This window comes from [Clostridium] scindens (assembly GCF_019597925.1).
Classification (GTDB): Bacteria; Bacillota; Clostridia; order Lachnospirales; family Lachnospiraceae; genus Clostridium_AP.
The window spans coordinates 3,425,896-3,447,269 of sequence record NZ_CP080442.1; the positions used below are offsets into that span (position 1 = coordinate 3,425,896).

A 21,374-nucleotide genomic window follows, 5' to 3' on the forward strand; every position below is an offset into this window, starting at 1 on the left:
GCTCAGTAAACATATCCATGACCATTCCGACCGTAACCAGATCCAGATCCCGGATAGAGATCCCGACCTGACAGCATCTCAGGAGAAATAATGGAGTGTTTAGCTCCCGGCTACTCGGTCTAAGTTTTTTTTGCCTGACTTTTCGTCTCCTCATTCATATTCCAGAGTTCCAGAATGGCAGGCAGGATCTGATAAATGGAAAATGTGTTAAACTGTTCCAGCCAGTCCATGATATCCGGCGGTACATTCTCCGGATCTGCGTGCTTCGCCATGACATACGCGATATTTTCAAACATTTCCAGGTCCTCAATCGGAATCTCACTTGACTCCTTATCCTCTTTTTTGCCTTTCTTTTTCACAGACTTTGCTATCTTCTGCAAATCCATGAAAAGATCTCTGCGGAATTTCATCCGGTAGATTCTCGGCACCGCTGCGGATGCCTTGAACTCTACCTCTCTGCCATCAATTTCCACCTTTTTTCTCAGCATGATCTATCCCTCCTATTTCTTTATTTCAGCTGTCTGTGCCGCCTCGCTTGTCACGGCAACCGGCTCATATACTTTGTTGTACCAACCTGTATATGTTCCATCTGCTGTGTCCGGTCCTGTCTGTACTTTTACCAGACCGTCTTTTCTCGGACTGTTTGTGATTGTCAGTGTCTCTGTTCCAGGGTCTACTGTCTCCTCTTTTGTCTCGGATGCAATAGACGGTCTGGTGCAGGTGCAGTTATATAAGCATCTGCGGATTGCTTTCACATCTCCATCAAACTCAAACAGTAGAGCGAACGGATTTGTTGTTTTGTTCGCATTTTCCGCCAGAACACCATTTTTATCCTGCTCCTCATTGAGAATTTCCACGCGGAACCAGCTCGGAATGAGTGCCATTTCCAGATCTCCCTCATATCCGTTGTTTGCGCTTGTCACATAGTACGCAATTCCGTCCGCGTAGAACTTGGAAATCTCTCCCTGTGCGTCCAGGCTGATGCTGATCGCTCCAGGAATACTTTTCGGAGTATCATACGTGTATGTAGTAGCTCCCTCTGTGGTCTTTTCTGTCTGCTTGGCCACATGAACGTTTTTAATGTTGTACTTGACTTTGTTCTCTGCTCCAGTCATTTTCTATACCTCCATTTCATATAATGACTCCCACATTTTCTCCGACTCCAGCCATTCAGATGCCGTCTGTTCCCAGGCAATGCCATATTTGTCCAGGACTTCCTCCAGCTTTTTCTCCAGCTCCCAGTCTTTGTCATCTGTGTAGAGTTCAATATCCAGTTTCGTGATCTTTTTGTATGTCTTGCCATCTGCGAAAAAATTATCTGTTCCCGGTGTCAGCCATACAACAATAGGGAGCGGGATGTCCTGCATCTCTTTCTGTGTGAAATGATGATATCTGAACGGGATTCCCATTTCTCCCAGCATCTGTTCAATTTGATCTTTGGTCATAATCTCGTCCTCAGCTCCTTTTCCAGCTCATCTACTGCTGCCTCCTCTGCAGGTGCAATATGCACTATGGCCTTGGTTCTTCCACCGCCCCGTTTCTGGTGTCCTTTCTCCAGCAGATGCGTCAGAGCATATTCCGGTTTTTCCGCATGGACAACCATTGTATGCTTTGTCCGTTTGGTCTCTCCTGTCCCGTAAGTCCATGACGCTGCATAGTCTCCTGTCAGCTTTGGAGATGTTTTATTCAGCATTTTGGCCGTATCCTTGGCAACTTCCTTGGATACTTTTTCAACCTCCAGGCCGACTGCCACGCCATAATCGTCCAGCTCTTTCATGACAGCCTTGGCCAGATCTCCAATTTTAACCGCCACCAGAATCCCTCCCGTCTTTGAATGGGTGCACCAGTTTTTCCAGTGACAGGTACAGCGCCGGTGGTTTCGTGTCGTACTTCGGCTGTACCTGCTTAATCTGATAATGTCCGGCCCGGTCTTTCATCTCTGACTCGTCAAATGTCATGTTATCCCATAACCAGTCCGTCTCATTTTCCAGAATAATCACATCGTTGACCTCGATCTGCTCCGCATCCAGTATCTCCAGTGGAACTGCCAGGAGCTTATCCACCTGGTTTCCGGCCGTTTGCGCCTGCCAGTATCTGGTCACGCCTACCGTCCTGTTTCCAAAACGTATATGCTCCAGTTTTGTTCTAGTCAGACTCCGTTCGTCTGCTTCACAGATCGTCAGCAGGCCATCTCCAAAATTTTCAAAATGCTTACTGCTGATCCGCGGCATATCCGTCCACCTTTCTGTCTATCTGCAGAGAAATGATCTCATCTCTGTAATTCTGCCAGAATTGAGGTATCTCCCCCGCTCTGGCATACATGACATAATCAAAAAGGAGCGCTTTTTCCTGAGTTTCCTCATAGAAATTGCACTCCCCTATTTTTCCGCTTATGGCAGCCATTCCTCTTTTGACCATGCCCCTCATCTTCTCATCTCCCAGGGAATCATCCCAGGTTATCTCCAGATAATTTTTGATCTCGTTTAGGAGCTTGTTGTCTTTATCGTCTGCCATAATTCATTTACTCCTTTGTCACTGTTACTTTGTAGCTCTTTGTCTGTGCTCCGTCAGTCACTTTTACAGTCACAGTATTGGAACCCTCGGACCAGTTTGCTGCTGCTCCATTTGTCACTTTCACATCTCCCACCGTGATCTCAATTTCCGCTGTGGAACTTGCCGGTACTGCTGTGATTGTGTTGGACGCATTCTGTGTGGTTGCTGTGTATTCTGTGGTTCCTGCTGCAAATGTAGGAGACAGTTTCAGTGCACCAACTTTCAAATCTGCCAGTGTTGCATCATCTGTCTTTGCTTTTTCTGTCTCGCTTACAACCTTAAAACGTAACGGCTGGAGATCCTTGATATCCAGAACCTGGAAAGCATTGTTATCCAGTGCGAAACCATGAGCATACAGCTTGATGAGATATACTCTCTCATCTTCCAGGAATCTGTATTCGTCAGAATATTCAATTTTTCCATTTTTAGCCATTCCAACGCCCAGGAAATACTTGGTTGCCATTCCATATACTGCCTTTCCCTCCGGAACAGCTGCACTCTGAATGATTTCAGCGTCCACCGGGAGCACAGATGCATAGATTCCATCCGGAGTCAGCATCCTTGTGGCCGGGAGCACTCTGCGGAAATAATCCACCGGATTAACCAACAAAATGAGGCTTGTGACAGTTCTTGCCTGTCCTTTGTCGTTTCTGGCCATGATTGCTGTAACATTTCCCATCTGTGTCATGTCCAGTGCAGTCATTTTGATAGCGTTTTTGTCCGGATATTTTCCGCCCGTCACAACAACGCCCTCTCCGACCTGTTTCATCATACCGATTGGCTCATCTTTTCCAGTTCCCTGTACAATACCATACTCCAGCCCGTTTGCCAGTGCCTCATAGAGCACCTGACGCACGTATGTATCCAGCCATGTCGGTCCTAAATCCAGCATAGCCTTGGAAACCGGCAGGAATGCGCTCAGTTTTTCCTGTGTTACATCTACCTCTTTGAATCCAGAGGTCAGCTCCTCGATGATCTTGGCTGTCAGCTTGCCCCATGCTGCTTTCTGCTCGCCGTTTGTGTTCATCATCATTCTTGTCAGGCCTGTCACTGTGGTTGCATTCAACTTGGACAGAAGCGGGTGGTTTGTCTGGAGTTCATCAAAGACAGAATCAATGATTGTTTCCGGCATAACCACCTCAACGTCATTGAGAGCCTGTTTCGGATCTGTGGATCTCATAGCCTCAATGATTTTCTCGTAATACTGTTTTTCCTTGGATGTCAGCTGGCGTACACCTCTCTGTGCCAGGATTGTTGCATCCTGCTCCACCAGCATCTCTTTGGCCTGTTCCAGAACATTGTCCTCAATCTTCTGGCACAGCTCAGTGAACGCCTCACTGAATGCTTTTGCATCGTCATCTTTGATGGCCTGATTCATTTTTTCAACGATCTTGGCCTTTTCCATTGCTAATACGTCTTTATTCTTCATATCAGTTCTCCTTTACATATTTTGGAATAATTTTGCTAACTGGTTTGTGAGTTTCTTTTCTTCCGGCTCTGGTTTTGGAGTCGGTACCGGAGGTTTTGGTTCTCCTCCCTGCTGCCGCATAGACTCCAACTGTTCCCGGAATGATTTCTGCTGTGCAATCACACCGGACAGCTGCTGCACACGGCTCATCAGTCTCTGCTGTACGTCCTTATCATCAGCCTGGTAGCTGTCTACCCGGTCAATGAGGCCGTATTCCAGAGCTTTCTCCGGTGTTAGGAATGTTTCTGCCTCCATCATGTCAATGAGCTGCTGTTCTTCCAGGTTTGATTTTTCCAGAAAGATCTGTCTGTTTGACTCCATGAGCGTATCCAGATCATCTGCTGCTTTTCTGAGTTCTTTTGCGTTTCCATCCACACTCATCCACATATTGTGAATCAATGCAGATGTTCCCAGTCCCATGACGCGCTCATCACACGCCTGCAGGATCAGGAACGCTACGCTGTAGGCAACTCCATCCACATATCCAACCTTTTTGCAGTTCTTCTGTTTCAGCTGGCTATAGATCGCCACGCCCTCTTTGACAGATCCTCCGTTTGAGTTGATATGCAGCTCGATGGTTGCTGTATCAGGAATGGCTGCAAGCTGCTCCTGGAAATACTTTGCAGATGTCTCCGATTCCTCATAGCTCCATGTGCTCCAGTTGAATGTGCCGTATGCTGTCACATCGTCATAGATGTATAATTTGTGAGTATCGTCCTCTGCTTTCTGAAAACATACAAATACTTTATCCTGTCTTGGCATTCTTCCCACCTCCTTTCTGCTGTTCTTCCAGGATTTCCTGGATAGTTGAGTAGTTTTTCGTGATGAAATGCTGGTCTGCCCAGTCCTCATCTATCGGAATCTCTCCCAGTGCTCTCAGAATCATATTCACTGTATAGATTCCGGAGCTGATGAGCTTGTCTGCTGATGTTGCAATGTCGAACATGTCAATATGTTTGACTCTCATGGTGTCGATCTGTAGCTTTGTTCCTTTCTGTATCCCGTTTTTTCCAATCCTCTTGCGGTTGATTTCCTGCATGAACATCTGTGCAAGCGGGTCCAGGCAAAACGTCAACATCTCGTCCACTGCTTTCTCGGTGTCCTGCACGTCTCCCTTGGCCAGTGTAGGCGGCATGGAGAATCCTCTGGCTGTAAAGTCAAAGATGTCATCATACTGACTCTTGATATCACGACTGGTTCCCTCACTGTAAGTCTTTGAGCCAATGTCTGTGTATGAATATCCCTCAAACAGTGGCAGGACAGCGTTTGGGCTTTCAAAGAATGACTTGAAATACTCATTCATGAGCTTTTCCAGTTTCTCATTGAACAATTTGTCACTCTGAGCCATTGCCGAAATGTTCAGGGTTCCCCTGCTGCCTCTGCTTTTGAGATACGATTTTGCAGAATAATCAATCAGCTTGCTGTATGAGTCATACAGGTGCTGCATGATCCGGTTTACATTCTTGTTGTTGAGTGTCCAGTGAAGCACGTCTGAACTTCGGAATGACCGCGAAAATGTGTAATCATCCACCTGCACATTGGTATAAGTGTCTCCATACAGTGCATTTTTCGTCACGGAAAAATCATCAGCCACCAGGAGCTGTCCGTCATAGCTCTCTACTATCAAAAGCTCATTGTTCCGGAATAACTGCTCCATGGCCTTTGATAGAAATTCTGCTTTGTTCTGGTTGCGGTTCGGTTCGTAGTTCCAGAGATAATATTCATCTTTGAACAGTTCCTCTCCCTCGTAAAACGTGCGAAATTCACATTTTGTCAGAGCGTTGGCAATCTTTCCTACACAAGTCCAGAACGCCAGCTCTCTCAGACAGATTTCTGTTACTGCATCACGGACCTGCTGATCTGCAATTTCCACAGATGATACCCGCTGCACATCTTCTCCCGGTTTTTCTCTTGCCTTGAATAGCTTTCTGAGACTTAATCCCATGTCAGTTTCCTCCTTTCTGCGCTAATATGTGAATACGCCCAGATCCGGCGCGCTTACGCTCTGAGCATACGGCAGGTCATCCTCTACCGTCATAGATGCGGCCAATGCCATAAATGGGTCTGTCTTTCTTGACTTTGCCTCAATCTTTGCATATACAAAGTTTCCAATATCGGCATCGTCTTCCTTTCCCGGTTTCCGGCCGTATCTGACCATCTTTGTGTTATTTGTTGCCCAACGCAACACCGGGTTATCTCCCCACACGAAATAGTCATTTGCAAAACAGCTGTCTATAACCGGCGCAACTTTCATGATGTCTGACGGTCTTACCAGTTTTAGGTTTTTGTACACTTTTGCATCAAAACCAATGTTCTGCAGATACTTGGCCACCAGAGCATAACGGAAATCATCTATTGCCATTTTCTTGATCGAATAGTATTCCATCTGAGTTGCAATATAGTCCACGATCAGCTCCGGGTGGATTTCCACATCATCAACCAGTGTGATATGTCCCTGATCCGCCCATTCTTTCCATGGTGCCTTTATTCTTGGCAAGTCTTTTGACTGCAGGCAGAGCCAGGAATGGTTTAGATCATACCTGGTATCCACGTCTCTGAAATGGAGATTGACGGAAATCATATCAGTGACTTTTGAGAAGTCGATGCCACAGGTGCACATTCTTCCCACCAGATCATCTACCGGTACAGGTCTGTTAGTGGCTTTGATTCTTTCATAAGCACACACTTTGATCTCGCTGGAACCGTCTGGGAGGTTCATTCTCTTGGTCATGAATGCCGTGAACTTCTCAGGCCGTTTTAACCAGTCTCTGTATTCTTTCCGGATCTCCTCCATGAGATCCGGCAGGTATCTCAATGATGGGTTAGCCTTTTCCCAGTTCTTCTCATCGTGTACCTCTGCCTTGCTGTCCAACCGGCAGATAAACGGTAGTAGGCCGTTGTCTGGTTCTCCTCCGAACAGGATTCCCTCTGCTGTCTCCAGCAGATCATCCAGCGGTCCCTCCCTGACATCTCCCTGGGTAGTGTAATATGACCGGCGTGGGTGTTTCTTCTTTCCCAGGCCGGTCGTAAATACATTGATATTCTTATAGTCTTGATACTGATGAATCTCATTGAGCACTACCATTCCGGAGCGGAGACCATCTTTTCCGCCCGGATTGTTTGTATGTCCCTTTATTGTTGACCTTGTGCTCTTGCAGACCACTTTCTCCCTTGTCCACTTAAAAAATCGCTGGAGCTTTTTGAGCCACTTAGGCTGCTCGAATGCTCCAACGATATCCCGTACCGGCCGGAGAGCCTGGTCCTCATTGTTCGCACAGATATCAACGTCATACTCTCTGATTCCGTTGTATTCGGATGCCAGTGCCGTTGATTCCAGCGCTATTGTTCCGTCTTTTCCCGCACCTCGCCCAATCAGGCAGAACAAATCTGGCCACCTTGGCCGTCCATTTTCCCTCCAGTATGTGCAGTCATGCAGTCCAATCACGAACTGCTGCCACGGAAAAACCTCATCATACGGGAAATATCGTGCCAGTCCCAGGTAGTCCGTCAGCTGCTGCTGGTCCACATAGATGTCCTCCGTCTCAAAACACTTTCTGACATGTTTCATCAGTGCCTTGACATCTTTGGACGCCTCCACTTTTCCTGTCTCCACTGCCTCCATGTAGGCTTCTATTCGTGGATCACAGTTTGTCATCATCGTCATCCCTTATGGTTTTCTCCGTGGTCAGACCCAGCTTGTCCAATATCATAAGCATTTGCTTATTTACGGCCACCAGATCTTTGACGGATTGATTTTGTTTTATGATGGTGGCCTTGCCGGATGCAGATTGTGCCTCATAGGATACTCCTCTCTTTTTTATGTCTGTTTTTAGCTTTTTCTTGATATCGTAGAGGGCCATATAGTCATCTATGAGGTCCAAAAAACATGAAATATCAGCCTGTTTTTTCTCAAGCTGAGAAATTAAACTTTCTAATATATCCGATTTTTTTTGCGCCATATTCCCACCCCCTATTTTTTATTTTTTTATCATGTGCGAACTTTCTCGGCGTTGTCGAGGCCACCCACCGGTCTCCGTGGTCGAAATTAAAACGCTAATTTTTTCGACCGGGGGTATACGCTTTTTTCTGTGCTTTCTGTCCAATTTCCAGAGCAAAATCCGGATTCGTTGTGTGATTGCACAGCCCGTCTATTGCATTTATATTATGCATACAGAACTCTTTGTCACATTGCGTATTCTTTTCCGGATCACAGTTGAATACCTTTATCTTTTGTCCTCCGCATTTGATGATCTGTTCCTGCTTCATGTTATCCCTCTTTTATTTTCCCTATCTTCTGAATGATTCCGTCCACAGTCTCATTGACTGCTGCCACATCATCAATCAATCTGTCTAACTGGTCACGTTCCACATCTACCTGCACCGTGATTCTGCTCGTTGGTCTCTCCTGCAGTATTGCGTATCCCATCGGCATCAATGGCCCTCCGGAACAATCCGCACACACTCGACCGTCTGAATACTCTCTCGGTATCACATTCAGCATTCCACACGCCTGGCATTGTGTGACCATATAATCTGCTGTATCGCTTGTCCTTGCCATATCAATCCCACCTTTCCTCTGTCAGAGTTTCTTTCTTCTCTGGTTTCCTGTATCCATGCACTGCCTCATGGCAGTCGTGGCACAGACTGACCAGGTTCCTTTTTCGTACACCATGCCACTCATACCATATCTCCAGAGCCATGTCCGGATGTTTCTTGACATAGTTCACATGATGCACTGTCGTAGCTTTCGTGTATATCTTCTTTGCCTTGCATCTCTGGCACTCTCCATGATCCATCTGCAGAACCTCTCTACGTACTTTCTTCCATGGTCCCCACACGTAGAATCTGTGAATGTCCTCTCTGATGCACTTTTTCACATAATCAATCTGTTCTTGTGTCATGTCTCCTCCAACGAAAAAGCTCCGGGTTTTCCGGAGCCTTTGTGAGGGATAATGTCTGAGAATCTTGGTTCTCATCTTTTGGACCTTATCAATATAACATAAAAGTTGTCCTGTGAGTACCGCACTTTCAGATCCGCTTTGCCATGAGGTAATAGAAATATCTTCTGACCTCATAGAAATATGTCCTCTCACATGGTATCCCTTTCTGCTTCATCCAGTGAAACGTTGCTCCCTCCGTTGTCACATATTCCAGCAGATACTCATATAGGCTCTTATTGTCCCCTACCGCCTCCCTGACTGTATCCTCAACTTTCTGCATCTTCTCACGCAACTCTACTCTGCGCTCTGCCAGGTTTGCTGTTGCATCACTGCCACTGTGCGCCCCTGGCATTCCGGTTATCTGAGGACTCTTGACGGTTGATGTCCTGCTGCCCAGCTCCTCTCTCCATTCCGGATATTGCAGACAATATGAGTATGCCGTTCCGAATGCGTGTTTGCTTATCCCATATTTCTTTTTGTTCAGTGGTCGCACGTTTGGCATCTTTATTCCTCCCTACTCGTTACAATCTCCCACAAAGTCCTCAGTATCCAGAAATTTTATATATCCCGGAGATACCTGTCCCACGGTTCCGTCCATAAATTCCACAATTCCCAATGTGTACGCTATCTGGCCTCCTGGGTGTCCTCCGATCATCGGAGACGCATCTATAACCTGTTTGATTTCATCCCATTTATGAAACAGTGCCTTTCTCTGTACTTTTCTCGTCCTGCCCTTTGGATTCTTTTCAGAGCAAGTGACCAGGCACTTTCTGTATCTGTTTTTCTTTGATACCTGATGAAACTCCTCCAGTCTTTTCAAATTCTCCTCGTGAACCTGTCCATGATATGATCCTGCCATGTTCTTTCCTCCTTATCCTGCTGGCATTGATACTCCGCAAATTTTTCCAGAGCCTTTCCCCACTCCTCTACAGTGTGCTTTTCTCCGATGCTCGTGGAAAAATGTCTCTGCTGCTCTTTCATCAAATTCCTGACCATTTTTGCCCTGTTCTTCTCCAGGTAATTCTCCCATTCCCGTTTCATCTGTTCCATGAGCTTTTTCTGTCTGTAATGTCGGACAGGAGCCGTGATGATGTCATGAATCACTGCTCCTATATCGCACATTCCGTCTTTTATGCAATCGAATCCGACTGCGATCGCGAACATGGCCACTATAATAACGGCCAGCTCTATTGCAATCATATCCTCCATCATTTGTCCTCCTCGCATATGCGCCACCATTCGCACCACAGGCAGCAATGGTGGCATTTCTTCTTTCTGGCCTCAATCAGCCAGTGTCTCAGTCTTTTTATCATGTCTTTTCTCCTCGCAACGCTCGCATTGATTCTCTGATGCACCAAAACAGCCAATACAGTCCTGTTCCAGGAACATGAACCCGTCTTTTGTGTCCTTTTTCGGTTCTTCCTGTTTTTCTTCGTCCAGATAGTTCCTGCCGATCAGACTCATGAACTCTGCTCTGCTGTGCGTTCTCTCATAGGCTCTCTGTCCGTCTCTGTGCAGTATCCGCATATTCTTGTGATTGTTATGTACTGCCTCCGGCCCCATGATATGATGGTCCAGACACAAATACACCTTTAAGCCCTCCGCCTCAGAGTTCTGGCGGTTAGGGCCATCGTAGATGTGATGTTCATGGACTACCGGATATCTCCGATAGTCCCCTTTTAACTTCATGCAGAGATAGCAAGTGCCATCCTTGCAGTGCAGGATACTGGCTTTATGCTTTTTCCGTTTTTTCTTTCGCTGTGGTTTTGGGTACATCATTCCTCTGGCACCTCCGGCGTGATATCTACACCTTTGAGGCTTTTCAAAACCTTGATGTTCTTGTCATCTGTCCGGAAATGTGCTCTCAGCTTGCAGACATTGTTTTTCCACAGGATTCCTCTGAACGGATCGAAAAGTGGCTCCGTGACTGTATATTCTCCCTTGTCCTCTTCTACCATTGCATTATTGATAATCGAAACAAACACGTTGTTGACCGGATAGATCTGGCCGGTCTGCTCATCCTGCAGGAGCCTTTGAACGGTTCCCTGTGTTCCGATCAGTAGCACGTCGGTGATGGTCAGAGTATCCGTTCCGAATCCCTCCTCGTTTATTGCCATCGGCATCTCAATCTCGATCTGGTTTCCCTCTTTCGTTGCCTTGAACCGTTCTCCCGGTCTTGGCAGCTCTCCGATCAGTGTGATGATGTCTCCCAGTGTTTTTTTTGGAATGAAATCCTTGTTGACACTTACCTCCCAGTATGATCCGGCCAGATACAGCCAATCATTTCCTTGTGCATCTTGCGTCCTGGCTACCACCAGGCCGGTCTTGTATGCCTTTTTCATCAAATTGTTTAATACACTCGTTGATAAAAACATTGTTATGCCTCCTTTTTCTCCTCAATCGAAAATACGGCCATCAGTAACGCCAGAATGATGTATGTGAGTTTTCCGTGTATCTCAAATCCAGGAACAAAATGCACTGCTGCCATCAGCTGTATTATTCCGGATGCTAATGCCATGATGATCGTTATCAGCATGGCTATTCCTATTCCCACCCCGTTTCCTGGCAGTGCCGCCAGAATCAAGACTCCCATCATTATCACTGTCAGAACGATTGACGCTATCAGGAGCGTTGCCACTACCAGAACCATTGTCCTTGTATCCTGTATCTTTACATACTCCGGGAACATCCATGCTGCTCCCCAGATGATTGCAATTTTGATTATCATGTTGATTATGTTTCTCATAGCTTCATGCCTCCTATGTTCTCAATCGTTAAAATATAATATTTCTTTCCTGGTTCTGCTCCCCATTCTTCCCGGCCATATCCGGCCGATAGTGAGCACTCTGTCCATATTGTCGGTACATCTTTCCCGTATCCGTTCCGGAATGCCACCAGTTGCACTCTGTTTTTCTGCAGTTCCGGCATCGGAGCGCGGATCAGTTCATCTCCCACCCAGATCATTCCGAATGCGTCCAGGAGCCTTGTGTCATAATATGGCTTGATATCTCTGTACTCCTCTTTCTTCTCTCCGGAGAGGATCATATCAAACCATTTTCGTTTTATTGGTAATATCAGCATCTTGTCCTCCTAGTTGAATGGAATATTGTCCTCAATGCCGTCCGGAATGTTCATGAATCCATCTCCAGCATCTGCAGGTTGTGGAACCGGTGCATTTCCGTCTCTTTTGCTTTCTGCGAACTCCTGCTCCTCCAGGACTACCTCAGTGGTATAGATCTTTCTGCCCTCTCTGTTGGTGTAGCTCCCTGTCTGGATTCTTCCAGAAATTGCCACCTGCATTCCCTGGCGAAACCATTTCTCTGCAAACTCCGCCGCCTTACCGAACGCCACACACGGAACAAAATCCGCTGTCGGTTCATTATCTCTCTTGAATCTCCTATTGACTGCCAGTGTGTACCTGGCAACTGCTGTGGAATTGTCTCCTGCTGAGTATCGCACCTCTGGATCTCGTGTGAGACGTCCCATCAAAATGACCTTATTCACTCTTTTTTCTCCTTTTCACTACCTGTGTGTTTCTGATCCGTATTGCTCTCTGTGTTCCTGGTTCTGCATCAGTCTCCAGAATGCCCTCATCAATCATGTCAATGATGTGTCTGTGCACTGTTGTTCCGGATATTCCTACAGCCTCTGCTATCTCTTTGTTACTTGGCGCGTATACGTGTTTTGTTATGTATGCGCCGATAAATCTATAGATTTCTTCCCGGATTGCTTTGTATTCCTTTGCACTTCTCATACTGCTGCCCTCCTACATCCAGACGCCCACCAGAGACGGCACATCTGCCGTCCCTCTTGGAATGAATGTCATGGCCGTGTGCTCTTTGATATCCATTTCTATTTCTTCCAGTGTCTCTTTGACCATGATTGTATCTGTCGCTCTGTCCAGTTCGTAGATTCTGGCCACGTATTTGTCCGGGAAATCGTCCGGATGACCGTATACCGCTACAAATGGGACTTTCAGACCAGAGAAATCTACCTCTCTGATACTCTCCACCCTTTTCTCCTGCACTTCTTTCTCCTTTCTGACAGGGTTCTGGCCACTACCACCGGCGGCTCCTCTGTCTCTATAACTGGTCTGCTGTATTTCTTTCCCATATCTTCAAACACTCTGGCCATGCTCTCCGCAACTCTTTGGAGTGCTTTGAACATTTCTGCGGCTGCACTTCTCAGATTGTTCGCTATTCTTTCAATATCCTCTGGTGTGAGGTTGTTGTATATCTTCATTGCCTCTATTTCCTCTGGCGTGTACACTGCTACCGCTGTTTTTGGGTGATTGTGACCGTGGATCTTTTTATACTGTTTCTTTGCCTGTCGTTTGTTCATTTTGTTCTCGGAATCTTTTGCAGGCTCTCGCTCGTCCGTTTCTCACTTCCGATGGTCTGAGTATCCTGCATATTCCTTTCTTCCCTCCTCTCGGCCCTTTTCTGATTTCTTTATAGTTTTCACATTCTTCACAATGTCGTTTCTTCTCGTCTATATCCTGCCTTGTTAGCCTCGCATACTCATTCATGATTTTCTGCAATGTACAATTCTCACACTCTTTTTCACATCCGTTCTCGCATGGCATATCTACATAGTCAACTTCCTCAGTTCCTCCACTCGTTACCGGATTTGTAAACGTGCAGTACTCTCTTGGCACATACATATCTCCGTAAACTCTTGTCATCTTTATCATCTTGCGTCCTCCATCGGCTTTCCGAACCGGTCAACTTTTTCGCTGAGCCATTTGCGTAGATTCCATGTATTTGCCAGATCTGTCACTAGCAACCGGTGGCTCTTGTATTCATCAGCCATATATTCCGCCATTCCCTGCTCTGACAGCCTGTCCATGTACTCTTTTCTGGTACCATATACCGCCTCTATGACTTCTGTTTCTTCTGTCTGCTCTCTCTCGGCCGTTTCCGGTTCAGATTCTGCTGTTTGATTTTCTGCGTCTGAGCTTTCATTTTCTCCGGTTTCATCATCCTCAACCTCCTCTTTTTCTAGTGTTTCCGTGGATTTTTGCGCGGGCGCAATTTCCTCTCCCTGGCTCTGCGCTCCTGTCTGTTCATCGGTCCTCTCTGCAGGTTCTTCACAATCTGCTTGGCCGCTTTCTTCTCCATCGGTGTCATCTTCCTCTTGTCCTGTTCCTGCTTCATCAGCTGCTCCATGATCTTCCATGCCTCCTTTCTCAATCTCCTGGACATCATCAGCGCCAATTTCTCCAACTGCTCCACCGTCATCCTCTGGCTTAGGAGCTTCTGTTGCAGTTTCTTCTCTTCCTGGCTCATCGGCCGTATCCTGTACTGTGCTTTCTTCATCGTCTGCTCCTCCAAAATGGTTCTGCCAGGTCTTAGGTCCTGCTGCCGTATCATCGAAAATCTCCCTTGTCAGCTGATAGAACTCCCACCAGGTCATATCCTTTGGCGTATCTCCGAATTTCTTAAATGTGACACGGTTTTCATACATCATCATGAAATACAGTCCTTTTTTGTACGAACGGTTTCCGGCCGGATTTACTATTTCAATGAATCTGTTGATTGTCTGCTCATCAAACTCCTCGCCATATACTGCATTGAGTATGAGTTCGTTGTCCTGATAGAATTTTTCGACCAGCTGACTGATATCATCAGCCACGCCTGCTGCCGGTTCGGTTTTGTTAAACCTTTTCAGCTCTCTGATATCCTCTCTGGACGTTTCCGGTTGAATCATCTGTCTGTCAGTGTCCGGCAGTTTCAACATCTCCTCCAACTGGCTCCTGCCCAGTTCTGCATATTCCGGCCGGAGCTGTTCGGAATATCCATCAATGGAATACTCCCGGTTGATGCTCATAAACCTGCTTGTGATAGACGGTCCCAGGCCATACTCGGCCTGAGCAAATTCCGCTATGCTTTTGTATCCGTCCTGTTCGTAGAGCTTCTGATCGTCAATCTGTCTCAGAGCGTATCCGATCCGGACAAAACTCTGTTTCACTCCCAGGAGTTCCTGTTTCAATTTCTGTTTCATCTGTACCCAGTCATCCAGGGTCATCTGCACATATTCCATGTTTACCTCCTTACGCTATGGCCGCCGTCTGGATTGTTTCCGTCAGCGTTCCTGTTTTCAGTTTCATCAGCCAGGTGTTCAGCCATGACTGCATATTCTTTTCATCTGGTTTTTTGTCCTTGTCCCCGTACCACTGCAATATCCTTGGATTTTTTGCATCTATCTCAACCGTGATGTACGGAACGTCAGGCTCTTCTTTGAATCTCAGCATCAGTATGTACGTCTTTCCAGTGTTGTGCTTGGCCAGATATGTGTTTCCTCCCACGCAATGATGGAGCAAACGCCCCTCCATGACAATTTCCTCTGCCGATCTGGCCGGTCTGATGATATATTTATCATCTTCGTAGAGATATTTATTTCTGAGTCCTCTGTAAACGTGCCGAATCTCCGGATAACGCTCTGCCACCTCTTTGAGGTGTTTGTCCATTTCTTCTTTGTTGGTTTCCATGACCATTTTGTTATGTTCCGCCTCTAAGTCCTGCGGCTGTTGATATACCGTGTTGTTGAGGTCGTATCCCAGGTTTATTCTCATGCTCAGATAGTCTGCATAGGTTGTGGCCGTGTGTCTGATTCTGGCTAAAGCACTGCTGCACTCCGTCCCATACTTACAGCCAGCGTATTTCTCTATACGGTTGAGTAATTTTTGCAATGTCATGTACTTGGTGGCCGTTTCCACCTGTGTTCCACTCAAATCCGTTTCTGCCAGATGCTCCACCTGTTCATCCGTCCAGTTCTGTCCCTGGCGTTTCTCCATCTGCATGACTCCCAGTAGGTGTGTGTCTCCTTTCTTTCTGATGAGCTGCTTTACTCTTTCCTTTCGGATTCCCAGGAACTGATCCGGCCGTCTTGCATTCTCATCAGCAACAATGCCGTAGTAACATTTGACCAGTTTTTCTACCACATCGGTCAGTCCCATTTTTACCAGAACCTCAATCTGTGGCGTCTGACTGTAACGCTCCAGGTAGTCAATCGGATTGACCTCCCTGACGTTCTTTGCATATTCCTGTAATGCACTGTACTGGAATATTGTCCCTTTCATTTCTTCGTATGTCTCTGACATGATCAGACCGGCACTGATAGGGATATTTGCCATTCCATACAAATTGCAGTCATCCCAGAAATCTTTCCCCATGTACGGATCATGTTTGTGATAGTCTATCTGGACTTTTTTCCCTGGCTCAAAATATGCTCTCGCAATCTCCACTCCGGAGAGTTCTTCACTTGCGTTGTACATCTCCGGACCTTTATCCCCACAAATGAATCCTAGTGTCCACTTTTTCCCAACTTCCACATAACGCATGACCATTCCGTTTTCTTTGTACTTCTGTCCCAGGAATAGATAGATATATTTGTCACAAGTGCCTTTCACTTTTCCCTGGCACTTGTACTCTCCACGCGCTCCGCACATTGGACAGGTGCCATAGTGCCCCTCTCTCGGTTCTTCCGTCCATCTCTGGAACTGGCTTTCGTAGGAAATTCCGCTTTTCCATCTCGCATCTGTAACTCCTCCGCACTTGCTGCAGGCTATATGTGCCCAGCAACCATGCTTTTTGTAATACAGATAATGCTGATTGTGAAAATACAATCTGTCAGCTCTGTCCAGGATCTCTTTCTCCGGCAGTTCTTTGGTGTGCGCCATTCTATCTGCCAGTGCCTCCTGGCGGCGCATATACACCTTGTGTTCTCTGTTCCGTCTTGCCGTTATTACAATATCGTCCTCATGTTTGTATATGTATTCCCACCAGTGCTCCTCGTTGTATACGTTGGCTTTGCAGAACTTCTTTATCCTTTCCAGATCCTCTGTGCTCTGGAGTATATTTTCTTTTTTCTCCTGCTCCCATGTGGGATGTTCTTCTCCCCATATCACTCGGCCATAACAGCTGTCCGGCTTTATTTTCTGCCTCGTCCATTCTTCCTTTTCCGGCCAATATGTGCCGAAATCCTTTTTTGTGAGCACGATCCGCACCATCGGTATTTCTTTTGATTCTTTTTTGTTCCTGTATACCTCCAGGAAAAGATGCTTTTCGTGTCCAACAATCTTGACCGCCGTGACACCAATGTATTTGACATCTTTCTTTCTGCTGGTTTTCTTTAACCCGAAATACGGTATTTTTTCAATCGCTTTCTTTTTCATCCGTCCCACCTACTTTCCCATGTAGTAGTCCGTGATGATCTGCTTTGCTCTGGCCATGCCCGGGATCCCCAGCGTGACCTTTCCTGCAGATACGCCTGCTGCCTTGATGATATCCTTGTCCACGGTCTGCTGATTCTTGAACGACCACATCAAAAGCGCTGCTATGCAGCCTTTCAGTGACTTTCCTTTCTTCCGGACATTGAATGCCAGCAACTCATTTTCCATGCACTGGCCTCTCAGGTACTCCACCCAGTCCTCCATGATTTCTTTCGGTTTCAGTTCTGCCACCTCAACGTCAATCTTTCCCAGTGCCGCTGTCAGCTGATCGCACAGTGCCGGAATTTCTCCCTGCAGATACATATCCACGAAATCACTCTGGATTCCGTTCTCCTTTGCCATGGCTCTCAGTGACTCTGTGTCTCCCTCATTGAACAGATTCTCCGCAAGCTCATTGATTTCTCCAAAAGAATTGAGTTCTCCAAACTTCTCAAACATTGCTATTCCTCCTCTTTATCTTCAAATTTCATGCCCAGCTTTTTTCCATCTTCCAGGATTCTCTGCATCTCTGCCTCATACTCTCCAGCGCTCTGCACTGGTGCAAACGTCATTTTGGTACCGTTCTTTGTCGGTTTTCCCATTTTCTGTAGTACCGCTCCTTTTGTCTGGAGTTCGTCCAGTCTGATGCAGATGACTGTGATCTGGTATATTCTCTCTTTTTCATCGAACAGCTTTTTTGTCATTTTTGGAAACATCAGCTGATATTTCATGATCGTGATCTTGTATTCCATCATTGTCCCTCTTTCGCTTTTCTATTTCTCCCTGCAGCCAGCCGGTGTATTCATGCTTTCCCGGCTCTGTCAGTATGAGATGCCTGTTTGACAGTCTCCATATCTCCATCCACTCTTGCTGATTGGCCACTGGTTTCCTCTTACTTGTCAGAAACTCATTCCCGGCCCATATTGCCAGGTTGCGCTCAAGCATATTGAGAACGAAATCATCCTCTGTGCAGATGCAGACCTCACAGGACTGGTTGAACCTGTCCAGGGCTTTTGCCAGTGCTGTCAGTACGGTCTGATGATATGTCCCTGTTATCTTTCCAAAACCCTCACGGGTTACTGCCTGGCCGGAGACCATTACCTCCAGCACATATCCATAGTGTTTCTCTGTTGCTTTCGGAGAGGAGCTGTCTGTCTCTATGTAGATTTTTACCTGCTGCATTTTATTCCCGCCTCCTTTTCAACCGAATCATTGTATATCTCCGGTATTTGTACCCCGTTACCGGATTGATACCCTCATGGATCTTGGCAATGTAATATCCTTTTTTGGGTTTTGGTTCTTCTTTCCATCTTCGGAGCTTGTCAACCTTTGGCTCCGGCAATGGCATATTGCGACTTGTGTTATAACTTGCCTCGCTGAGTCTCGGTTTCCCCGGTTTCCCGTCTTTCTTCTCCTCAGTGGTATGCTCATCCTTGGTCATGTAGTTGGCTAGCTTTGTGAAATCCTCGTCATAGTATTTGCTATTCTTGATTTCAATGGACCAGGTTCCTCCCTTTGTCCATGCCTTTGTGATGATACTTGCTGTGTCTCCAATCTCATTGATGACCAGATGGATATGCCAGGCTCCCTTTGTGCCTCTCTCTATGTTTCTGATCCAGAAAACCTCATATCCTCGCTTTTTGAACTCACGTCTCACGTATCTCATGGCTTTCTGAAAATCTTTCAATGCCGCCTGCATATCTGGTGGCCTGTTTCTCACTTCATAGGTCCATGTCGCAAAGATGTCTCCCTCTTTGAAATACTCCAGCATTCTCTGTCTGCACCTCTTGGCTTTGTTCTGAGCATTGACCGCCCTCATCTGTTCCTCTGTCGGTTTGGCTCTCTTTGCCCTCCCTGTTCCAGGACCTCCATACCTGCCATCATGGAACTCCTCTACATCAATGACATCTCCCTGTCTGAACCTGTATCTCTTTCTCTTAACCATAGTCTCTGTGTCCTATCTTTAATATCTTTATCAAGTCCGAACGGGGTCAGCTCATGCCCCGTTTTTCTTGACTTTTTCGGCCCACAATGGTACTATGATTCTAGGTTATTCACGTTTATTGTGAACCGGCTGGCGTCTCCGAAACGTCAGCTTTTTTATTGCTCAAATTACTGCCTCCACGGTTACTCCGAACTCTTTCTCTACCTGTTCGGCATATTCCCGGCATTCTTCCAGACTTCCGGATCTGCAGATCATATATCCAACCTCTCCGGATGGAAATGTCACAGGTCCGCTCCATCTGATAATCTTCACAGGATTCTCTCCCATTACATGTCTACTCATTGATTTATCCTTTCGGCGGTGCTCTTATCATTCTGACCGCTCTCCTTTGTTCGGCTCTTGTATACCGTGTTTGCCTTTTCACATTAAAAAGGGCGAAAACCTGTTGAACATCCACACTCTCTCTGGTTTGGAGTGACCACCGCCATTTTTTCACGGTACCTATGCGCCAGCTGTTGGCTTGCTGTGCATATTCGCGGATGCCTTTCCGCGGATTGCGCTCTGCCGGAATCGGACCGGCCTATGGACTGCCCATGCAGAGAGCGCTCTTTCCTTTCCTCATTATTTCCGTTTTGCCATTACCAGTGCGATCACTACCACTGTTAGTGCACCCAGAAAAGCTCCTGCTGCCATTCCACTCAGGAAAATCCCTACTCCTCCCATGGCTCATCCTCCTCATCTTCGTCATCATATAAATCCATCTCATCGAAAGCTCCGTTTGCGGCCATGAACATTATCAGCCACCCCCCGCCGATCACAACCATGCAGATCTGCACCGGATACCAGTCCGGTCCCCATTCTGGCATCTCTGTGATCCCGACTCCGCACAATACCAGGTATGCCGCCATGATTGCCATGGCCGTCAAAATCCATCCTCTGATTTTTCCCGCGATTCTCCGTATCTTTCGTCTCTGTTTTCTGTTCATCTTTTCTCCTTTTTGCGCCCGCGCAATTAGATTTCTCTCTGTGCTTTTTCTGCACTATACGTTTCTTTAGTGGCTCCGCATCGTGTAAATTCTTTATAGATCGTATCTCTATGAACGCCGATCTCATTGGCTATATCAGCCACTTTTTTTCCAGCCTTGCTCATTCTCTCAATAATTACTCTGTCCTCATACCGGAGTCTCTTTGTCTTTTTTCTTGCCACTATGTTCACATCCTTTCCGAAAATAAAATAAGCGTGCAAGAGCTTGTTTTTCACTCTTGCACGCTTTCTTTTTCTCGCCGTAAATAAAAAAGAAATCCGGCAAGAGATTTTTCTATCTCTTGTCGAATTTCATTCTACAATTTATCATTCTTCAGCAATTAAGCTTTCCCAACTGAACCGAATAATTCCATCTTTTCCTTTACAGTCTGCATGATCGCATCTACGCCTGGCTTAAGAAGCTTGCGTGGGTCATAGCCCTTTCCTTCAAGGTCTTTTCCAGCCTCGATGTACTTGCGTGTAGCATCTGCAAAAGATAACTGGCAATCTGTATTAACATTAATCTTAGCCACTCCAAGATCAATCGCCTTCTTAATCATGTCATCTGGAATCCCCGTACCTCCGTGCAGTACCAATGGCATCTTTCCGGTCAGCTTCTGGATCGCGTCCAGAGTGTCAAAACTTAATCCGGCCCAGTTCTCAGGATACTTTCCATGGATATTGCCGATTCCTGCTGCCAGCATGTCAACTCCCAGATCAGCAATCATCTTGCATTCCTGAGGATCCGCGCATTCTCCCTGTCCGATAACGCCGTCCTCTTCTCCGCCGATCGCTCCGACCTCTGCTTCGATAGACATTCCTTCTTCTCTGCAGATGGCGATCAGTTCTTTTGTCTTTGCAACATTCTCTTCGATCGGATATTTGGATCCGTCGAACATGATGGAGGTAAAGCCTGCCTCTATGCACTTCATGCATCCGTCATATGTGCCGTGATCCAGATGTGTCGCAACCGGTACCGTGATCCCAAGTTCTTCGATCATGGCAGCTACCATAGCGGATACTGTCTTGAATCCTGTCATATATTTGCCTGCACCCTCGGACACGCCCAGGATAACGGGTGACTTGCACTCTTCTGCTGTAAGAAGAATAGCCTTTGTCCATTCCAGATTGTTGATGTTAAACTGTCCCACTGCATAGTGGCCTTCGACTGCTTTTTCAAGCATCTCTTTTGCTGATACTAACATATAAAACTCCTCCAATTCCTCTGCCTT

36 protein-coding genes are annotated in these 21,374 nt (G+C 46.5%); all 36 read right to left on the reverse strand.

What is annotated here, in order from left to right:
* Window positions 1-119: 119 nt before the first annotated feature.
* Window positions 120-488: a hypothetical protein gene (locus K0036_RS16435; protein WP_310593065.1), complete on the reverse strand. Its 369-nt coding sequence runs from the start codon at window positions 486-488 to the stop codon at window positions 120-122.
* A gap of 12 nt (window positions 489-500) precedes the next feature.
* Window positions 501-1,115 carry a major tail protein gene (locus K0036_RS16440; protein ID WP_220430200.1) on the reverse strand — a complete coding sequence of 205 codons (615 nt, stop codon included), beginning with the start codon at window positions 1,113-1,115 and terminating at the stop codon, window positions 501-503.
* A gap of 3 nt (window positions 1,116-1,118) precedes the next feature.
* Complete coding sequence (locus tag K0036_RS16445) at window positions 1,119-1,445, reverse strand: hypothetical protein (RefSeq protein WP_118575025.1); 327 nt, start codon at window positions 1,443-1,445, stop codon at window positions 1,119-1,121.
* Window positions 1,442-1,813: an HK97 gp10 family phage protein gene (locus K0036_RS16450; protein WP_220430201.1), complete on the reverse strand. Its 372-nt coding sequence runs from the start codon at window positions 1,811-1,813 to the stop codon at window positions 1,442-1,444. Before K0036_RS16450 ends, K0036_RS16445 begins: the two co-directional genes overlap by 4 nt.
* The gene (locus K0036_RS16455) at window positions 1,803-2,231 is read right to left on the reverse strand and encodes a hypothetical protein (RefSeq protein ID WP_117684551.1); all 429 of its coding nucleotides are present in this window, start codon (window positions 2,229-2,231) and stop codon (window positions 1,803-1,805) included. The genes K0036_RS16450 and K0036_RS16455 overlap by 11 nt, the downstream gene beginning before the upstream one ends.
* Entirely contained in the window at window positions 2,212-2,514 is a 303-nt protein-coding gene (locus K0036_RS16460) for a hypothetical protein (protein WP_117684553.1), read from the reverse strand. The genes K0036_RS16455 and K0036_RS16460 overlap by 20 nt, the downstream gene beginning before the upstream one ends.
* A 7-nt stretch (window positions 2,515-2,521) precedes the next feature.
* Window positions 2,522-3,982, reverse strand: coding sequence for a phage major capsid protein (locus tag K0036_RS16465; RefSeq protein ID WP_173692392.1), 1,461 nt, complete (start codon window positions 3,980-3,982; stop codon window positions 2,522-2,524).
* Window positions 3,983-3,994: 12 nt separating this feature from the next.
* On the reverse strand, window positions 3,995-4,783 hold the full coding sequence (locus tag K0036_RS16470) for a head maturation protease, ClpP-related (protein WP_059085966.1): 789 nt from the start codon (window positions 4,781-4,783) through the stop codon (window positions 3,995-3,997).
* Complete coding sequence (locus K0036_RS16475; RefSeq protein WP_220430202.1) at window positions 4,767-5,966, reverse strand: phage portal protein; 1,200 nt, start codon at window positions 5,964-5,966, stop codon at window positions 4,767-4,769. Before K0036_RS16475 ends, K0036_RS16470 begins: the two co-directional genes overlap by 17 nt.
* Before the next feature lie 21 nt (window positions 5,967-5,987).
* On the reverse strand, window positions 5,988-7,685 hold the full coding sequence (locus K0036_RS16480) for a terminase TerL endonuclease subunit (protein ID WP_259283332.1): 1,698 nt from the start codon (window positions 7,683-7,685) through the stop codon (window positions 5,988-5,990).
* The gene (locus K0036_RS16485) at window positions 7,663-7,980 is read right to left on the reverse strand and encodes a P27 family phage terminase small subunit (RefSeq protein WP_059085968.1); all 318 of its coding nucleotides are present in this window, start codon (window positions 7,978-7,980) and stop codon (window positions 7,663-7,665) included. The genes K0036_RS16480 and K0036_RS16485 overlap by 23 nt, the downstream gene beginning before the upstream one ends.
* Before the next feature lie 94 nt (window positions 7,981-8,074).
* Window positions 8,075-8,287 (reverse strand): hypothetical protein, encoded by a 213-nt coding sequence (locus K0036_RS16490; RefSeq protein ID WP_117684563.1) that lies wholly within the window; start codon window positions 8,285-8,287, stop codon window positions 8,075-8,077.
* Between the two features lies 1 nt (window position 8,288).
* On the reverse strand, window positions 8,289-8,579 hold the full coding sequence (locus K0036_RS16495) for a hypothetical protein (protein ID WP_220430203.1): 291 nt from the start codon (window positions 8,577-8,579) through the stop codon (window positions 8,289-8,291).
* Window position 8,580: 1 nt separating this feature from the next.
* A complete protein-coding gene (locus K0036_RS16500) occupies window positions 8,581-8,922 on the reverse strand; it encodes an HNH endonuclease (protein WP_117684566.1) in 342 nt (113 codons plus the stop codon).
* A 127-nt stretch (window positions 8,923-9,049) separates the two neighbouring features.
* Window positions 9,050-9,463, reverse strand: coding sequence for a hypothetical protein (locus K0036_RS16505; protein ID WP_118064089.1), 414 nt, complete (start codon window positions 9,461-9,463; stop codon window positions 9,050-9,052).
* Between the two features lie 12 nt (window positions 9,464-9,475).
* Entirely contained in the window at window positions 9,476-9,820 is a 345-nt protein-coding gene (locus tag K0036_RS16510) for a hypothetical protein (protein ID WP_220430204.1), read from the reverse strand.
* On the reverse strand, window positions 9,778-10,170 hold the full coding sequence (locus K0036_RS16515; protein WP_220430205.1) for a hypothetical protein: 393 nt from the start codon (window positions 10,168-10,170) through the stop codon (window positions 9,778-9,780). The genes K0036_RS16510 and K0036_RS16515 overlap by 43 nt, the downstream gene beginning before the upstream one ends.
* 72 nt (window positions 10,171-10,242) lie before the next feature.
* Window positions 10,243-10,740, reverse strand: a complete 498-nt coding sequence (locus tag K0036_RS16520; protein ID WP_220430206.1) for a hypothetical protein — start codon at window positions 10,738-10,740, stop codon at window positions 10,243-10,245.
* The gene (locus K0036_RS16525; RefSeq protein WP_220430207.1) at window positions 10,737-11,336 is read right to left on the reverse strand and encodes a hypothetical protein; all 600 of its coding nucleotides are present in this window, start codon (window positions 11,334-11,336) and stop codon (window positions 10,737-10,739) included. Before K0036_RS16525 ends, K0036_RS16520 begins: the two co-directional genes overlap by 4 nt.
* Window positions 11,337-11,338: 2 nt before the next feature.
* Window positions 11,339-11,707: a hypothetical protein gene (locus K0036_RS16530; RefSeq protein ID WP_117684571.1), complete on the reverse strand. Its 369-nt coding sequence runs from the start codon at window positions 11,705-11,707 to the stop codon at window positions 11,339-11,341.
* On the reverse strand, window positions 11,704-12,042 hold the full coding sequence (locus K0036_RS16535) for an ASCH domain-containing protein (protein ID WP_158370222.1): 339 nt from the start codon (window positions 12,040-12,042) through the stop codon (window positions 11,704-11,706). Before K0036_RS16535 ends, K0036_RS16530 begins: the two co-directional genes overlap by 4 nt.
* Window positions 12,043-12,051: 9 nt before the next feature.
* The gene (locus tag K0036_RS16540; protein ID WP_117941928.1) at window positions 12,052-12,465 is read right to left on the reverse strand and encodes a single-stranded DNA-binding protein; all 414 of its coding nucleotides are present in this window, start codon (window positions 12,463-12,465) and stop codon (window positions 12,052-12,054) included.
* Entirely contained in the window at window positions 12,458-12,715 is a 258-nt protein-coding gene (locus K0036_RS16545; RefSeq protein ID WP_220430208.1) for a LexA family protein, read from the reverse strand. Before K0036_RS16545 ends, K0036_RS16540 begins: the two co-directional genes overlap by 8 nt.
* 12 nt (window positions 12,716-12,727) lie before the next feature.
* Window positions 12,728-12,973: a hypothetical protein gene (locus K0036_RS16550; RefSeq protein ID WP_118064101.1), complete on the reverse strand. Its 246-nt coding sequence runs from the start codon at window positions 12,971-12,973 to the stop codon at window positions 12,728-12,730.
* Window positions 12,952-13,302, reverse strand: coding sequence for a hypothetical protein (locus tag K0036_RS16555; RefSeq protein ID WP_220430209.1), 351 nt, complete (start codon window positions 13,300-13,302; stop codon window positions 12,952-12,954). The genes K0036_RS16550 and K0036_RS16555 overlap by 22 nt, the downstream gene beginning before the upstream one ends.
* Window positions 13,271-13,654, reverse strand: coding sequence for a hypothetical protein (locus K0036_RS16560; protein WP_117684581.1), 384 nt, complete (start codon window positions 13,652-13,654; stop codon window positions 13,271-13,273). Before K0036_RS16560 ends, K0036_RS16555 begins: the two co-directional genes overlap by 32 nt.
* Window positions 13,651-15,003, reverse strand: a complete 1,353-nt coding sequence (locus K0036_RS16565) for a hypothetical protein (RefSeq protein ID WP_220430210.1) — start codon at window positions 15,001-15,003, stop codon at window positions 13,651-13,653. Before K0036_RS16565 ends, K0036_RS16560 begins: the two co-directional genes overlap by 4 nt.
* A gap of 10 nt (window positions 15,004-15,013) precedes the next feature.
* Window positions 15,014-17,137: a PcfJ domain-containing protein gene (locus tag K0036_RS16570; RefSeq protein WP_220430211.1), complete on the reverse strand. Its 2,124-nt coding sequence runs from the start codon at window positions 17,135-17,137 to the stop codon at window positions 15,014-15,016.
* Between the two features lie 9 nt (window positions 17,138-17,146).
* Window positions 17,147-17,632, reverse strand: a complete 486-nt coding sequence (locus K0036_RS16575) for a hypothetical protein (protein WP_118634875.1) — start codon at window positions 17,630-17,632, stop codon at window positions 17,147-17,149.
* A gap of 2 nt (window positions 17,633-17,634) precedes the next feature.
* On the reverse strand, window positions 17,635-17,877 hold the full coding sequence (locus K0036_RS16580; RefSeq protein ID WP_158580506.1) for a hypothetical protein: 243 nt from the start codon (window positions 17,875-17,877) through the stop codon (window positions 17,635-17,637).
* A complete protein-coding gene (locus K0036_RS16585) occupies window positions 17,855-18,355 on the reverse strand; it encodes an RNase H family protein (protein WP_220430212.1) in 501 nt (166 codons plus the stop codon). Before K0036_RS16585 ends, K0036_RS16580 begins: the two co-directional genes overlap by 23 nt.
* A 1-nt stretch (window position 18,356) precedes the next feature.
* Window positions 18,357-19,118 (reverse strand): rolling circle replication-associated protein, encoded by a 762-nt coding sequence (locus K0036_RS16590; protein WP_220430213.1) that lies wholly within the window; start codon window positions 19,116-19,118, stop codon window positions 18,357-18,359.
* Between the two features lie 162 nt (window positions 19,119-19,280).
* The gene (locus K0036_RS16595; RefSeq protein WP_220430214.1) at window positions 19,281-19,460 is read right to left on the reverse strand and encodes a hypothetical protein; all 180 of its coding nucleotides are present in this window, start codon (window positions 19,458-19,460) and stop codon (window positions 19,281-19,283) included.
* Between the two features lie 368 nt (window positions 19,461-19,828).
* The gene (locus K0036_RS16600; RefSeq protein ID WP_118064113.1) at window positions 19,829-20,104 is read right to left on the reverse strand and encodes a hypothetical protein; all 276 of its coding nucleotides are present in this window, start codon (window positions 20,102-20,104) and stop codon (window positions 19,829-19,831) included.
* A 26-nt stretch (window positions 20,105-20,130) separates the two neighbouring features.
* On the reverse strand, window positions 20,131-20,325 hold the full coding sequence (locus K0036_RS16605; RefSeq protein WP_117684733.1) for a helix-turn-helix domain-containing protein: 195 nt from the start codon (window positions 20,323-20,325) through the stop codon (window positions 20,131-20,133).
* 158 nt (window positions 20,326-20,483) lie between these two features.
* Window positions 20,484-21,347: a class II fructose-1,6-bisphosphate aldolase gene (gene fba / locus K0036_RS16610; protein WP_220430215.1), complete on the reverse strand. Its 864-nt coding sequence runs from the start codon at window positions 21,345-21,347 to the stop codon at window positions 20,484-20,486.
* Window positions 21,348-21,374: the final 27 nt, after the last annotated feature.

Bases quoted from the DNA above. Each gene is read 5' to 3' on its own strand.
- K0036_RS16435 (WP_310593065.1), bottom strand. From the start codon at position 488: ATGCTGAGAAAAAAGGTGGAAATTGATGGCAGAGAGGTAGAGTTCAAG.
- K0036_RS16440 (WP_220430200.1), bottom strand. From the start codon at position 1,115: ATGACTGGAGCAGAGAACAAAGTCAAGTACAACATTAAAAACGTTCAT.
- K0036_RS16445 (WP_118575025.1), bottom strand. From the start codon at position 1,445: ATGACCAAAGATCAAATTGAACAGATGCTGGGAGAAATGGGAATCCCG.
- K0036_RS16455 (WP_117684551.1), bottom strand. From the start codon at position 2,231: ATGCCGCGGATCAGCAGTAAGCATTTTGAAAATTTTGGAGATGGCCTG.
- K0036_RS16460 (WP_117684553.1), bottom strand. From the start codon at position 2,514: ATGGCAGACGATAAAGACAACAAGCTCCTAAACGAGATCAAAAATTAT.
- K0036_RS16465 (WP_173692392.1), bottom strand. From the start codon at position 3,982: ATGAAGAATAAAGACGTATTAGCAATGGAAAAGGCCAAGATCGTTGAA.
- K0036_RS16470 (WP_059085966.1), bottom strand. From the start codon at position 4,783: ATGCCAAGACAGGATAAAGTATTTGTATGTTTTCAGAAAGCAGAGGAC.
- K0036_RS16475 (WP_220430202.1), bottom strand. From the start codon at position 5,966: ATGGGATTAAGTCTCAGAAAGCTATTCAAGGCAAGAGAAAAACCGGGA.
- K0036_RS16480 (WP_259283332.1), bottom strand. From the start codon at position 7,685: ATGACGATGATGACAAACTGTGATCCACGAATAGAAGCCTACATGGAG.
- K0036_RS16485 (WP_059085968.1), bottom strand. From the start codon at position 7,980: ATGGCGCAAAAAAAATCGGATATATTAGAAAGTTTAATTTCTCAGCTT.
- K0036_RS16490 (WP_117684563.1), bottom strand. From the start codon at position 8,287: ATGAAGCAGGAACAGATCATCAAATGCGGAGGACAAAAGATAAAGGTA.
- K0036_RS16495 (WP_220430203.1), bottom strand. From the start codon at position 8,579: ATGGCAAGGACAAGCGATACAGCAGATTATATGGTCACACAATGCCAG.
- K0036_RS16500 (WP_117684566.1), bottom strand. From the start codon at position 8,922: ATGACACAAGAACAGATTGATTATGTGAAAAAGTGCATCAGAGAGGAC.
- K0036_RS16505 (WP_118064089.1), bottom strand. From the start codon at position 9,463: ATGCCAAACGTGCGACCACTGAACAAAAAGAAATATGGGATAAGCAAA.
- K0036_RS16510 (WP_220430204.1), bottom strand. From the start codon at position 9,820: ATGGCAGGATCATATCATGGACAGGTTCACGAGGAGAATTTGAAAAGA.
- K0036_RS16515 (WP_220430205.1), bottom strand. From the start codon at position 10,170: ATGGAGGATATGATTGCAATAGAGCTGGCCGTTATTATAGTGGCCATG.
- K0036_RS16520 (WP_220430206.1), bottom strand. From the start codon at position 10,740: ATGATGTACCCAAAACCACAGCGAAAGAAAAAACGGAAAAAGCATAAA.
- K0036_RS16525 (WP_220430207.1), bottom strand. From the start codon at position 11,336: ATGTTTTTATCAACGAGTGTATTAAACAATTTGATGAAAAAGGCATAC.
- K0036_RS16530 (WP_117684571.1), bottom strand. From the start codon at position 11,707: ATGAGAAACATAATCAACATGATAATCAAAATTGCAATCATCTGGGGA.
- K0036_RS16535 (WP_158370222.1), bottom strand. From the start codon at position 12,042: ATGCTGATATTACCAATAAAACGAAAATGGTTTGATATGATCCTCTCC.
- K0036_RS16545 (WP_220430208.1), bottom strand. From the start codon at position 12,715: ATGAGAAGTGCAAAGGAATACAAAGCAATCCGGGAAGAAATCTATAGA.
- K0036_RS16555 (WP_220430209.1), bottom strand. From the start codon at position 13,302: ATGAACAAACGACAGGCAAAGAAACAGTATAAAAAGATCCACGGTCAC.
- K0036_RS16560 (WP_117684581.1), bottom strand. From the start codon at position 13,654: ATGATAAAGATGACAAGAGTTTACGGAGATATGTATGTGCCAAGAGAG.
- K0036_RS16565 (WP_220430210.1), bottom strand. From the start codon at position 15,003: ATGGAATATGTGCAGATGACCCTGGATGACTGGGTACAGATGAAACAG.
- K0036_RS16570 (WP_220430211.1), bottom strand. From the start codon at position 17,137: ATGAAAAAGAAAGCGATTGAAAAAATACCGTATTTCGGGTTAAAGAAA.
- K0036_RS16575 (WP_118634875.1), bottom strand. From the start codon at position 17,632: ATGTTTGAGAAGTTTGGAGAACTCAATTCTTTTGGAGAAATCAATGAG.
- K0036_RS16580 (WP_158580506.1), bottom strand. From the start codon at position 17,877: ATGACAAAAAAGCTGTTCGATGAAAAAGAGAGAATATACCAGATCACA.
- K0036_RS16585 (WP_220430212.1), bottom strand. From the start codon at position 18,355: ATGCAGCAGGTAAAAATCTACATAGAGACAGACAGCTCCTCTCCGAAA.
- K0036_RS16590 (WP_220430213.1), bottom strand. From the start codon at position 19,118: ATGGTTAAGAGAAAGAGATACAGGTTCAGACAGGGAGATGTCATTGAT.
- K0036_RS16595 (WP_220430214.1), bottom strand. From the start codon at position 19,460: ATGAGTAGACATGTAATGGGAGAGAATCCTGTGAAGATTATCAGATGG.
- K0036_RS16600 (WP_118064113.1), bottom strand. From the start codon at position 20,104: ATGAACAGAAAACAGAGACGAAAGATACGGAGAATCGCGGGAAAAATC.
- fba (WP_220430215.1), bottom strand. From the start codon at position 21,347: ATGTTAGTATCAGCAAAAGAGATGCTTGAAAAAGCAGTCGAAGGCCAC.